The sequence below is a fragment of the Siminovitchia acidinfaciens genome (assembly GCF_003605385.1).
GTDB lineage: Bacteria > Bacillota > Bacilli > Bacillales > Bacillaceae_C > Siminovitchia > Siminovitchia acidinfaciens.
Map to the genome: position 1 here is coordinate 62,331 of NZ_QYTV02000003.1, position 13,047 is coordinate 75,377.

The 13,047-nt window shown below is 43.1% G+C and carries 10 protein-coding genes and 1 riboswitch; of the genes, 7 read left to right on the forward strand and 3 right to left on the reverse strand.

The features are described from left to right. Nucleotides 1–117 precede the first annotated feature (117 nt). A complete protein-coding gene (locus D4T97_RS07675; RefSeq protein ID WP_235872186.1) occupies nucleotides 118–1,266 on the forward strand; it encodes a M14 family zinc carboxypeptidase in 1,149 nt (382 codons plus the stop codon). A gap of 48 nt (nucleotides 1,267–1,314) precedes the next feature. Here the strand turns inward: D4T97_RS07675 and D4T97_RS07680 are convergent, their stop codons facing one another. Then, nucleotides 1,315–2,010, reverse strand: coding sequence for a GNAT family N-acetyltransferase (locus D4T97_RS07680; RefSeq protein ID WP_126049336.1), 696 nt, complete (start codon nucleotides 2,008–2,010; stop codon nucleotides 1,315–1,317). 12 nt (nucleotides 2,011–2,022) lie between these two features. After that, nucleotides 2,023–3,132: a mandelate racemase/muconate lactonizing enzyme family protein gene (locus tag D4T97_RS07685; protein ID WP_126049338.1), complete on the reverse strand. Its 1,110-nt coding sequence runs from the start codon at nucleotides 3,130–3,132 to the stop codon at nucleotides 2,023–2,025. A gap of 89 nt (nucleotides 3,133–3,221) precedes the next feature. Here D4T97_RS07685 and D4T97_RS07690 point away from each other — a divergent pair, with 89 nt between their 5' ends. Further along, nucleotides 3,222–4,505, forward strand: a complete 1,284-nt coding sequence (locus tag D4T97_RS07690; protein ID WP_126049340.1) for an HTH domain-containing protein — start codon at nucleotides 3,222–3,224, stop codon at nucleotides 4,503–4,505. A 284-nt stretch (nucleotides 4,506–4,789) separates the two neighbouring features. On the opposite strand, the gene nhaC is transcribed toward D4T97_RS07690, so the two are convergent. Beyond that, nucleotides 4,790–6,232, reverse strand: coding sequence for a Na+/H+ antiporter NhaC (gene nhaC / locus D4T97_RS07695; RefSeq protein ID WP_126049342.1), 1,443 nt, complete (start codon nucleotides 6,230–6,232; stop codon nucleotides 4,790–4,792). Nucleotides 6,233–6,499: 267 nt separating this feature from the next. On the opposite strand from nhaC, the gene D4T97_RS07700 reads away from it, so the two are divergent. The 5 genes from D4T97_RS07700 (at nucleotide 6,500) to ribE (ending at nucleotide 13,028) form a co-directional block, all read left to right on the forward strand. Next, nucleotides 6,500–8,683 (forward strand): malate synthase G, encoded by a 2,184-nt coding sequence (locus D4T97_RS07700; RefSeq protein WP_126049344.1) that lies wholly within the window; start codon nucleotides 6,500–6,502, stop codon nucleotides 8,681–8,683. Between the two features lie 176 nt (nucleotides 8,684–8,859). Then, the gene (locus D4T97_RS07705; RefSeq protein ID WP_126049346.1) at nucleotides 8,860–9,153 is read left to right on the forward strand and encodes a hypothetical protein; all 294 of its coding nucleotides are present in this window, start codon (nucleotides 8,860–8,862) and stop codon (nucleotides 9,151–9,153) included. Between the two features lie 123 nt (nucleotides 9,154–9,276). Continuing rightward, on the forward strand, nucleotides 9,277–10,554 hold the full coding sequence (gene aceA / locus D4T97_RS07710; RefSeq protein WP_126049348.1) for an isocitrate lyase: 1,278 nt from the start codon (nucleotides 9,277–9,279) through the stop codon (nucleotides 10,552–10,554). A gap of 427 nt (nucleotides 10,555–10,981) precedes the next feature. Continuing rightward, nucleotides 10,982–11,125, forward strand: a riboswitch (FMN riboswitch). 157 nt (nucleotides 11,126–11,282) lie between these two features. Then, nucleotides 11,283–12,380 (forward strand): bifunctional diaminohydroxyphosphoribosylaminopyrimidine deaminase/5-amino-6-(5-phosphoribosylamino)uracil reductase RibD, encoded by a 1,098-nt coding sequence (gene ribD / locus D4T97_RS07715; protein ID WP_126049350.1) that lies wholly within the window; start codon nucleotides 11,283–11,285, stop codon nucleotides 12,378–12,380. Further along, nucleotides 12,381–13,028: a riboflavin synthase gene (gene ribE, locus D4T97_RS07720; protein ID WP_126049352.1), complete on the forward strand. Its 648-nt coding sequence runs from the start codon at nucleotides 12,381–12,383 to the stop codon at nucleotides 13,026–13,028. It abuts the gene before it with no gap. Nucleotides 13,029–13,047: the final 19 nt, after the last annotated feature.

Genomic DNA, 13,047 nt, shown 5'->3' on the forward strand with positions numbered 1-13,047 from the left:
GACAAAAGTCCGTAGCGTTTTCCCTCAAAACCAGCCGAAAGGACTATTTATTATGAATTTTTGTATAATTATAATTAAACTTGAAGAGAAAAATGGTGAGTGGGGAGGAAAGGCCAAGTGAAAAAGAGATTTTTGTTTTTTATTGTGTTTGGATTAATTTTTGCTTCTGCTTTTTCGTCAAGTGTTTCAGCAGCCGACACGGTACCTGGAGGACCTTCGACGGAAGGGAATACAAGCTATGAAAGTGTCATTTCCTATGATGAAATGATTAAAGGTTTAAAGCAGATCGAGCACACGAGCAAGGGGAAAGTGGAAGTTTTCACTTTGGATGATTACGGAAAGTCCGAACAGGACCGCAGCATTTATGTAGCGAAGGTCGGAAGTGGACCCGTCAAAATCTGGGTACAGGCTCAAATCCACGGAGATGAAAAATTAACGACTGGCGCCGTCATGGAGCTTTTAAAAACATTCGGAAGCAACGGATCGAAAGAAGTAAAGACAATCCTGGAAAATGCAACAATTTATGCCATTCCAATGTATAACCCGGATGGAAGCCTAATGAATACTAGAACAACCACATTATATGATGAATCTGGTGAGCCCAGGAAAGATAATAGGGGCAGGAATATGACAATCGACTTGAATCGTGACTGGGCTGAAAATGGTTTTGCAGCAAAAGAGTCATTGGCAGTCTATAAATATTGGGCTGATGTAAAACCGGATTATGCTGTTGACTTGCATCACCAAGGATTAAAGACAGTGTACGGAACGAACTACTCTACGTCCATGTCACTTGGTGTTTCGCTGGCACCTAACGGACCGACATTGCCGGGAATAAAAGGTGGTCTTTATAATGATCTCACTCGCCAAATGTCTGTGTATGTCTACGATGCATTGAAGGACTATGGCCATATGCATATTGACCGTTATCAAACGGGAAGCGGCGAAAAGAGATACGAAATCGACATCAAGGGCGGCGTAGTCTCTGCAATGATGATTGGTCTAAACTACGATAATATTAATCCGACAGGCCACAGCAATCCGGCGATTTTCTTTGAAACGAAAGGGAATACAAGGGACGGGAACCTTGGCCAGAAATCAAACGGACATTTGGAGAAACAAAACTATCTTGGATTGAAAGCTCTCCTTTACGGACTTGCGACAGATGAAGTCAAGCAAGTCGATCCAGACCGCTGGGAGGAGATTCCTGCTTATCCTTTGGCGGGCTACCAAACCGATACAGGAATCGTCCCTGCAGGCAACTAAAAAAAAGAAAAAAGCTCCAAAAAGGAATGTTCCTTTCTGGAGCTTTTCTTATTTCCCAAATAGAACGATATATTCACCATTCTGCTTATCCATATTGAACCCAAGCCAGCCTTGCTGTAAAAGCTGCTGCTGGCCTTCAATGTCACTCATGGGGAGCTCTTTGGTTTCGCTCCACACGAATGGTTTTTCCTCAGTGAGCTCTTTGTAAAATATATATCGCAGTCGTCCTTCATACTTTTCCTTCAGTGCGGCAATCAGCATGCCTTGGCCAAATTTATCTTTCAGGCTTGGTATGTTGTATGGCATGACAGTGGCACAGGCGTATTTAAAAGTCTGCTCTTGTTTCTTAAGCTCTTGCATAATCAATTGTGCCAGCTGCTGCTGAAGCCTGTTTCCTCGGTAGTCCGGATGGACATTCGAAATTTCCTGATAAATGACATCCCTAAGCTCATTTTCCTGCAGGCCGATATCAAGCCCTAAATGGCCTTCTTCATCTACCGGGGGAACCAAAAGGGCTCGGAACGCAATCAACTGATTATCAGCGAAGGCACCAATTAGAATCCCGTTGCCGTCTGTAATGTATCGAAACTCATTATAAGAAAGCGGCTGGAGAATGTCTTTATTTTCAAGCGACTGGATAATTATATCCTGGAGGGCCATAATGTTACTGATGTCAACAGTATTAAGGCGGCGTACATTAAACGGTTTGCCATCTTTTAAAACACCATCGTAAAAATAGGTCATAAAACCAGCCTCCTATAGGACAACATCCTTATACTTCGTCAATTCCTCCAAGATCTGCTCATCGACTTCCACACCCAGCCCGGGCTGATCGTTCAGCTTGATGAACGGAACGTCATAATGGAGGTTTCCAATATCCTGAGAAAACTTCAGAGGTCCTGTCAGTTCAACGCTGGTGATGATTTTTTTGGAGAATGCGACGTGGAACCCAGCCGCTGACCCGACAGATGATTCAACCATTGATCCTACCTGGCATTCGATACCGGCCATTTCTGCCTGATATGCAAGCTTCACTGCAGGAAGGATCCCTCCGCATTTCATCAATTTAATATTTACTTTATCTGCTGCCCGTTTGTGAATGATTTCCCGCAGTTCACGAGGACCTTTCATACCCTCATCAATCATGAGAGGAATATCCGCTTTTGATTTTATTTCAACCATGCCATCGATATCATCGGCCATTACAGGCTGTTCAAGCCAGTCGATATTCAACTCCCTTAATGAACGGATGGCGACTAATGTATTGGCGCTGTTTTTCCAGCCTTGATTGACGTCAACACGGATGGCGATATTTTCCCCGACCCTGTTTCTTACAGCTTGAATTCTTTCGACATCTTTCATTACTTCTGTTCCGACTTTCATTTTAAAAGAGCTATACCCTTTTTTGATCATTGCAGTTGCTTCGTCGGCCATGGCATCCGGCTCCGCAATGCTGAGAACGTGGGTGACAGGGAACTTTTCATGATACCGCCCGCCGATCAGCTGATATACTGGCTGTCCAAGCTTTTTTCCGGCTGCGTCGAACAATGCGATGTCAATCGCCGCTTTTGCAGCAGGGACACCATATACAACCTGATTCATCAGATCATGGATTTTTTCAAATTCCATCGGATTCTTACCTATTAAGAGCGGAGCAATCGTGTGCTTTAAAAGGTGGTATGTACTTTCAAACGATTCGCCGGTTACAAATTCATCCGGGACAGCTTCCCCATATCCGGTTATGCCTTCATCTGTTTCTATTTTTACGATGATCGTGGGCATATTATGGTATGTTCCATAACTTACGATAAAAGGGGCATGGAGCGGCAGGTGGATGGCATGAATATGTATTGCTTTGATTTTCACTAGTAATCAATCCCTTCACTTTACAAAGATGTTTTTTTAAAATAAAATGGTCGTTAAATAGTCGTTAATAAAAAACAGGAGCAGATGCTATGACTACGAAAATAGCAGTTATTGGCCCAACTGATTTTATGCATAATATAACTCTTTTGGCTGAACAAATCAAGGATGTAGAGGTTGTTCCATACATATATTCACAGCCGGAGGAATCTGATTCCATCACAAGGGAATTAAAGCCGTGTGACGTTGTATTTTATTCCGGCGGACTTCCATATTATTTTTCTGCCGAGGCTAGGAAGCAGCTGACGATTCCGGCTACATACATGGAACAGGATGAAATGGCGATAGCCATCTCATTGCTTTCTATTGTGCATAATAATGAATTATCAATTGAACAGCTGTCTATCGATGTGTTCAATTCTGCTAGTTTTTGGGCTGTCCTGGAAGATATTTCCGCACCGCAGGCACCGTATCATGTCATGGATTTTGTAGGAATGCTGCAATCGAACTTTGACTTGCAGAAAATTGTCCGATTTCATCAGAGCCTGTATCAGTCCGGTCAAACAAAAATGGCTTTGACCAGCATTTATTCAGTCTATAATCAGCTTACCGAACTGGGAGTTCCGGCCCTAAGGATGACAGATCCTTCTAAAGCGCTCATTCGTGGCCTTCTTGACGCAAAAGCTGAAGCTGAATTTGTGAAAAAGCATGCGGCAACGATTGCTGTATGCCATATTATCTTTTCCTCTTCATTTACATATCCTGATGAAAGAGTGGCGACCTTTGCCAATGCAATAAGAGCATCTGTACAAATAAGAGGAAAGTTTGCAGCTTCACTTTTCACTACACGCGGAGACATAGAAAGCATCATAAACACAGATGTTTTCCAGAAATTCCTGCAAAGCTGGGAAGAGCCGGTTGCTGTCGGTTTCGGTTATGGCGAGACAGCTTCTGAAGCCGAGGAGCATGCAATAGCAGCTCAACGATTTGCAGATCATGAAAGAACAAGCTGCGGCTATATTTTAACGGAAAATAAAGAGTTGTACGGCCCTTATCCGGATGCTATCAGGTTTCAACGGCTAATCAATAATCACCCAGAACATGTGAAGTTGGCTAAGTCCATAAAAATTAGCCCTGCCAACTTATCAAAAATTATCCAATTCGCCAAGTCGCGGCAATCGCTTCAATTCACGGCCGCTGATTTATCGGCATACCTGCAGGTGACGCGAAGGTCCGCGGAGCGAATGATAAAGAAACTGGCTGACCATGGATCAATAAAAATTGTCGGCGAAGAAATGACTTATATGCAGGGACGTCCGCGCGCTTTGTATGAACTGAATATCCCCATCTATAATTCTGGAAAAGAAAGCCCTTGATGGACTTTCTTTTTCTTGTTTTTAAGAAATATTTAAGCCGTGACCAACTTAGCTATCACATTATATTATGTCTAGCTCCGACGGAGGAGGTCCCAGTGTCACTGACGTAAAGGAAGTGCTAGTGCAGGCGAAGCGACAGGACAAGGATAGCTTCGGCAGCGTTACATCGCACGAAGGAAAAGCGGCAGCTTTTTCGAGAATGGAAATCAGCGCATGGCTGAAGAACGGCTTCCTCAATAATTTCCTTGTTTGCTCGTGCTTTTGTTTTTGGATTCCGCATCGACTTATGCATTCATAGAAGCTCTTTCTTCCTTCTCCAAAGTAATTGCTTCTGTTTCAGATAGTTTAACAATCGAAAATCCGGTAAATGCATATATAATCGAAATGATAGGAACAATGAAATTCAAAATAGCATAAGGTGCATATTGGAAAGCGCTTACACCGAGCGTGGCAAAAATAAACAACGCACATGAGTTCCAGGGTACGAATACTGATGTCAATGTTCCGCCGTCTTCCAGGGCACGAGAGAGGTTTTTGGAATGAAGCCTTTTATCCCTGTAAAGCTTGGCATACATGCGAGCGGGAACGACGATGGAAATATATTGATCGGCACAGGTCACATTCATGGTAAAGCTGGATAAAATCGTTGCAGTAATGACGCTTTTTGCCGTTTTGGCAATCTTTAGGATTTGATCCAGGATTGATTGCAGCATGCCTGTGTTTTCAAGAATTCCCCCAAAAGCCATTGCAACCAGCACAAGAGAAACAGTGAACATCATGGAGTCAAGTCCACCACGGTTAAACAAATCATCCACCAGCGCATTCCCTGATTCAAGCACATATCCGCTATACAGTGCTGCAAAGGCGTCGCCTGCGTTTCCTCCCTGAATAAAAATCTGGGACAGGAATCCTAGGAAAATACCAACAATAATTGCGGGAATAGCCGGAACATTTCGTGCGACCATGATGATAACGATTAATGGAACGATAAGTAAAAATGGAGAAATTACAAAGCTATCCTGCAGAACTGTAAGAGTTTCCTGAATATCGCTGGAATTCGGCCCTGATTTTGCAGCGTTTCTGCCTAGAAAAAAGTAAGCAATCAGGGCGATTGCCAGTCCTGGAATCGTTGTGTAAAACATATGCTTGATATGATCGACAAGATCCGTTTTCGTCAAACCGGAAGCCATGATCGTTGTATCTGAAAGCGGTGACATTTTATCTCCAAAGTAAGAGCCTGAAATGATTGCGCCGGCTACCATCGGAGCAGGCAGTCCCATACTAATGCCGATGCCCATGCCGGCTACTCCAACCGTCCCCATTGTTGACCAGGAACTTCCGATAGATAGTGAGACTATGACACAAATCAACGTAATTGAAACGAGAAACCAGGAAGGAGAAATCAGTTTAAGCCCGTAAAAAACCATTGTAGCTACTACTCCGCCACCGATCCATGCTCCAATGACAACACCTACAAGCATAATAATCGAAACACCTGGCAAAACAAGGCGAATACCGTTATAGACAGATTCTTCGATTTCTTTCCATTTAAATCCGTAAAAATATGCAACTAGCCCGGCTGCCACTGCCGCAATTAAAATGGGGATGTGCGGATCTTGTCCAAAGACAATGACAGCATAGCCGATCGAAACAATCATCACCAATAAAGGGGTAATGGCAGCCCAGAAAGGAATTTTTCTCTTACGCTCTTCTTTGTTCTTCTCCAATGAATTGTCCTCCTTTTGGTATGAAAAATTAGTTGTCGCATAATGGACGCCTATTAATTGAAATCTTACATAGAACAGTAAAAATAGTCAAACACTTTTTGAGAATAATTTCATAAATAATAAGTGTCATAAAATTCATTAATAAAAGATTAATATAAAAATTGCTTTTAATTTTGTTTTTGTTGTTATATAATAAAGCTAACAAATAAAAACTGATATATAACACAAGTGCACTTTTAGATTAGTACAGAGGAGGAGAAAGAGGGAATGGAGAAATACTTGGACGTAAATGGACTGCAGGTTGCGTCCGTTTTACATGAGTTCATTGAGAAAGAAGCACTGCCTGATACTGGTCTGGAAAGCGATAGCTTTTGGAAAGGTTTCAGCAGTATTGTTGAAGATCTTGTGCCTAAAAATAAACAGCTGTTAGAGACTCGGCAAAACATGCAGAACAAAATAAATCAATGGCATCGGGAAAATGAGGGACCTGTTAATTTGGAAAGATACAAAGAGTTTCTTAAAGGAATCGACTACTTGGAACAACCTGTTGATAATTTTACAATCACAACCAAAAATGTGGACGAAGAAATCGCAGCGCAGGCAGGTCCACAGCTAGTTGTTCCAGTAAATAATGCCAGATATGCCATTAATGCGGCTAATGCCAGATGGGGTAGCCTGTATGATGCCCTTTATGGGACTGATGTCATTGATGAGACGGATGGAGCAGAACGAGCTGGGGGATATAATCCGAAACGCGGTCAAAAAGTGATCGATTACGGGAGAGATTTTCTGGACCGGATTGCACCATTGCAAGAAGGGTCTCACCACAATTCGACTAAATACAGCATCTCGGGATGGGAGCTTCAAGTAGAGTTGCGTGATGGAAAAAAAGTGAGGCTAGAAGCAAATGAAAATTTGGCCGGTTACCAAGGAGAAGCGGAGAACCCAAGCGCAATATTGCTTAAAAACAACGGTCTGCATGTTGAAATTCAAATTGATCCAAATGATTCGATAGGCCGGACAGATTCGGCAGGAATAAAAGACTTATTGATAGAATCCGCATTATCAACGATCGTGGATTGCGAAGATTCGGTCGCAGCGGTTGACGCGGAAGACAAAGTCCTTGTTTACAGGAATTGGCTGGGTCTGATGAAAGGTACATTGACATCTGAGTTTGAAAAGAACGGTAAAGCTATCAATCGGGTGTTAAATGAAGACCGGGTATATACGTCATCGAAAGGAAATGAGCTTCACCTTCGCGGGCGTTCACTTTTGCTTGTCCGTAATGTAGGACATCTGATGACAACCCCTGCCATTTTAGATAAAAACGGAGAAGAAGTTCCGGAAGGAATAATGGATGCTGTCATTACCAGTTTAATAGCCAAACATGACCTTATTGGAAATACAACTAAGAAAAACTCCGAAAAAGGATCTGTATATATCGTTAAACCCAAAATGCACGGTTCTGAGGAAGTCGCATTTGCCAACGAATTGTTCAACAGGGTGGAAGACCTGCTCGGGATGGAACGGAATACTTTAAAAATGGGAGTCATGGATGAAGAGCGCCGGACATCATTAAATCTGAAAGCCTGTATCAAAGAAGCAAAAGAGAGAATCGTGTTTATCAATACAGGATTTCTTGACCGCACGGGAGATGAAATCCATACGTCGATGGAAGCAGGGCCCATGATTAGAAAAAATGATATGAAGGGATCCAAATGGCTCAAGGCATACGAGCAGTCGAATGTATATTCTGGCCTTGAGACCGGGTTACCTGGGCGTGCTCAAATTGGGAAGGGTATGTGGGCCATGCCGGATCTGATGAAAGCCATGCTTGAACAAAAAATTGGTCATGTGGAAGCTGGTGCGAACACAGCTTGGGTGCCTTCTCCAACAGCAGCAACTTTACATGCTCTGCATTATCATCAAAAAAATGTATGGGAGATCCAACATAAGCTTTCCCAAAAAATCAGTGATGTAGAAGATGAAATATTAGATATTCCGCTCGCGTCGAACCCTAATTTTACAAAGGAAGAAATCCAGGAAGAGCTCGATAATAATGCCCAAGGAATATTAGGCTATGTTGTCAGGTGGGTGGAACAAGGCATTGGCTGTTCCAAAGTTCCCGATATTCATAATGTCGGATTAATGGAAGACCGGGCGACCCTCAGGATTTCAAGCCAGCATATGGCCAATTGGCTTCATCATGGAATTTGTACAAAGGAACAGGTGCTTGAAACTATGGAACGGATGGCGGTGGTTGTCGATGAACAAAACGCTGGAGATCCGCTATACAAACCGATGTCGGATAATTTCGATGAATCAGTTGCATTCCAGGCTGCGTGTGATCTTGTGTTGCTTGGGAAAGAACAGCCAAACGGATATACAGAGCCGATTCTTCACCAACGCCGTCTTGAATTCAAGCAAAAAATGACAATGCAGCAAGCATAGGATCAAGTCCTCAAGGCTGCACACTCCGGTCCTGAGGACTTTTGGTTACCTGAATAATCCCGCAAAAATGATTAGAGAAAGGAGTTCAAAAATTTTGTGTTATAACAGTTGACTAAATATTCTACCTGTTATACATTAGTATCAATCCAATAAAAAAGCTAAAGAGGGTGGAAAACATGCAAACGAAACAGACAGCGGAAAGAGATTTTATTGATGGGTGGATTTTAGAAGAGTTGATCAAAGGCAAAACAATTGAAGAAATGAATGGAACCACTTTTGTCTTTGGAAAAGAGCTGCTTACTTTAAAAAGAAATGCTGAGGGTTCGTTTGATGTTGAGCCGCTGGAAACGAAAGACATTGTTATTATACAGGAGGAAGGAAAAATGAGGATTGAGAACATGTGTGACAAATGTGGAACGGAGCATCAAACATTTAAAGAGGTAATTCAATGCTGTGAGGATATTGAATAATTTTTTTGGTCTATCTGTTATATAACATTTATCAATAAAAGAATCAGATGTACTACAGTTGGGTGTTAGATTGATTTTCAATCTACTAATAAAATATAAAAACATAGAATGGGAGAGGTTAACATGACAAGAGAAGAGAAAATCCGCCAAATCGAAGAAAGCTGGAAGGCAGACCGATGGAAGGGGATTGAAAGATCTTATTCTGCGGAAGAGGTAGAAAAGCTGCGGGGATCTGTTGTCATTGAACAGACGTTGGCACGTATGGGTGCTGAAAGACTTTGGAAATTGATCAATACGGAAGATTATATAAACGCGTTGGGAGCTTTGACAGGAAACCAGGCAATGCAGCAGGTGAAAGCAGGCCTAAAGGCTATCTATTTAAGTGGATGGCAAGTTGCTGGTGACGCCAACCTGGCAGGACAAATGTATCCGGACCAGAGCTTATACCCGGCCAATAGTGTACCGCAAGTTGTTAAACGGATTAATCAGACATTGCAGCGAGCTGATCAGATCCAGCATCAGGAGGGAAGTGGAGATACGTATTGGTTTGCTCCGATTGTCGCAGATATGGAAGCTGGGTTTGGTGGACCTCTAAATGTATTTGAACTGACTAAGGCCATGATTGAAGCAGGTGCCGGCGGGGTGCATTTGGAAGACCAATTGGCTTCTGAGAAAAAATGCGGCCACTTGGGCGGGAAAGTTCTTCAGCCAACGCAAACAGCGGTTCGCCACTTAATTGCAGCCAGACTTGCTGCTGACGTAATGGATGTCCCGACTGTAATCATCGCGCGAACGGACGCAAATGCAGCCAACTTGATCACTAGTGATGTAGATCCATACGATCGTGAGTTCTTGACAGGAGAAAGAAGCCCGGAAGGATTTTACTACACAAATCCCGGACTGGATCAGGCGATTTCAAGAGGGCTTGCATATGCGCCGTATGCGGATCTCATCTGGTGTGAGACAGCTGAACCGGATATCGAAGAGGCCCGCCGTTTTGCAGAAGCGATCCATGAGAAATTCCCAGGAAAGCTGCTCGCATATAACTGTTCACCATCCTTCAACTGGAAAAGCAAGTTGAGTGATGAAGAAATTGCAAGCTTCCAACAGGAATTGGGAGAAATGGGCTATAAATTCCAGTTTGTTACACTTGCTGGCTTCCACGCCCTCAATCACAGCATGTTTGAATTGGCGCGCGGTTATAAAGAAACAGGAATGGCCGCCTACTCTAAGCTTCAACAGGCAGAATTTGATTCTGAGCGAGACGGTTACACAGCTACACGTCACCAGCGCGAAGTTGGAACCGGCTACTTTGATGAAGTATCAATGGTCATTTCCGGAGGAACATCTTCTACCACTGCATTGACAGGATCTACAGAGGAGGAGCAGTTCCAGCAATAGTAAATGAAAATAAAAGGACCTCATTGGGAGAATGATCTCCTCAATGAGGTTTTTGAGTGGAGATAAAATATTTTTGTCTAATTTATTGAAAACCTTGAAAAATACTGCTGTTGATTTTACAGATTAACCTTAAAAGGTAGTTAATAACAGCTCTTCTGACATATAAAGTTCCTTCAATTGGTGAATTGGCCTATTTATGCAACAAAAGCAATTTACGGTGAACTTCAACCCCACTGTGAATATGATGCATCTTGGATTGTGGGCCTGTTTCTTTTTGTTTTGATAAAAATGCCTTTGGATAATATTTTTCCTTTTCGGACGACAAATGAAAACCTCGACACCAAATTCAGCGCCATCCACACAAGGTCAGGTAAAAAGTCACCTTTGAATTTTCTTCATTTATGATATAATACAAGCATTCGAATAGTTTTTCCTTCGGGGCAGGGTGGAAATCCCGACCGGCGGTGATGAGACATATGTCTCTTAGTCCGTGACCCGGCTCGGAAACGAGCCGGTGGATTTGGTGAAATTCCAAAGCCGACAGTGAAAGTCTGGATGGGAGAAGGAAAAAGGCGTCAGCTTGAACCATGCATTTTAAGCATGCTTATTTCTGATCGGCAATTCTCTGTATTGCCGCAGGATTTCACGACGCTTATTTAACATTGCTGTTTTTGCGCCCCGAAACGTTGTTTCGGGGCTTTTTTCCGTCGAAATTGAAAGGAGGCACTATGGGAGACAAACAATTTTATATGAATTTGGCCTTACAACTGGCGAATTCTGTTGTCGGGCAAACAAGTCCTAATCCGACAGTTGGCTGTGTCGTTGTCAAAAACGGGAGGATTCTCGGCATGGGTGCTCATATGAAGGCAGGTGAGCCGCATGCTGAAGTCAATGCATTGATCCAGGCGGGTGATGAAGCCGAGGGTGCGGACCTATATGTCACACTTGAACCCTGTTCGCATACGGGCAGGACGCCGCCGTGCGCTGATTTGGTCATAGAAAAAAAAATCAGCCGCGTTTATATTGCGAGTCTTGACCCCAATCCGATTGTTGCCGGAAATGGAGTGGCAAAGCTTCGGGATGCCGGAATATCAGTGGACTTTGGAATTTGCGAACAACAAGCCAGAGATCTGAACAAATGTTATTTTCATTTTATGAAGACAAGGAAACCATACGTTACATTAAAAACCGCTGCAACTTTTGACGGAAAGACAGCGGCTTCAAGCGGAGACAGCAAATGGATCACTTCTGAAGATGCGAGATTGGATGTCCATCGATATCGGAATCGCCACGATGCGATATTGGTCGGCGTCAATACAGTGATTCATGACAATCCCCAACTTACAACCCGATTGCCCCAGGGTGGAAAAAATCCCATTCGAATTGTTTTAGACACTCATTTGAATATTCCAATACGATCTAATTTATTAAATGACAAGACCGCAACCACAATCGTTGTGTGTGGAAGGCAGGCAGATAAAGAAAAACGTGCTGCAATTGAGCAAAAAGGTGTTCAAGTGAAAATGATGACTGGAGATACAATTGAAATTGAACCGCTCCTGAACTGGCTTGGAGAGGAACAGATCCTTTCGGTCTTTGTCGAAGGTGGCGGCGCAGTCCATTCCTCTTTCGTAGAGGCTGGGTGTTTTCAGGAAATTGTCATGTACATGGCACCAAAGCTGTTGAATGACAGGGAAGGAACGCAAGCTTTTTCAGGCATGCCCAAACAGTTGATGAAAGACAGTATTCCCTTGGCGTTTAAATCAGTCGAGCAAATCGGTCCGGACATAAAAATTGTTGCCGAACCGATGGAAAGGAGAGAATAAATGTTTACAGGCATCGTAGAAGAAGTTGGTACAGTTTTACGGATCGACCGGAAAGCAAAATCCTTCACCATTCATATTCAGGCACAAAGAATTCTGGAAGACGTAAATTTGGGTGACAGCATTGCAGTAAACGGTGTTTGCTTGACAGTGACGGAGTTCACCCGCTCATCCTTTCAGGCTGATGTTATGCCGGAAACCTTCAAGGCCACCTCGCTCAGCATGCTTTCTTCTGGATCAAAGGTGAACTTGGAGCGTGCGATGGCCGCGAATGGCAGGTTCGGAGGCCACTTTGTCAGCGGCCATATAGATGGTACCGGTACGCTATTAGATAAAAAAAGAGTGGAAAATGCTCTTTATATGACAATCCAAATACCCGAGCAATTCAAGGTGTTTGTCCTGGAAAAAGGATCGATTGCAATCGACGGCACTTCACTGACCATTTTTGAAACAGAAGGTGAAAAAATAACGATATCCCTCGTCCCGCACACTCAAAATGAAACAATACTTGCCGGGAAAAATGTCGGTGATCCAGTAAATCTCGAATTCGATATGCTCGCAAAATATATTCATCGCATGGTGGGGAACCGCGAAGGAGAAAAAAAAGAAATAACAATGGGGCTGCTTACGGAAAATGGCTTCATTGAATAAAATTACGTAAGGGGTGACA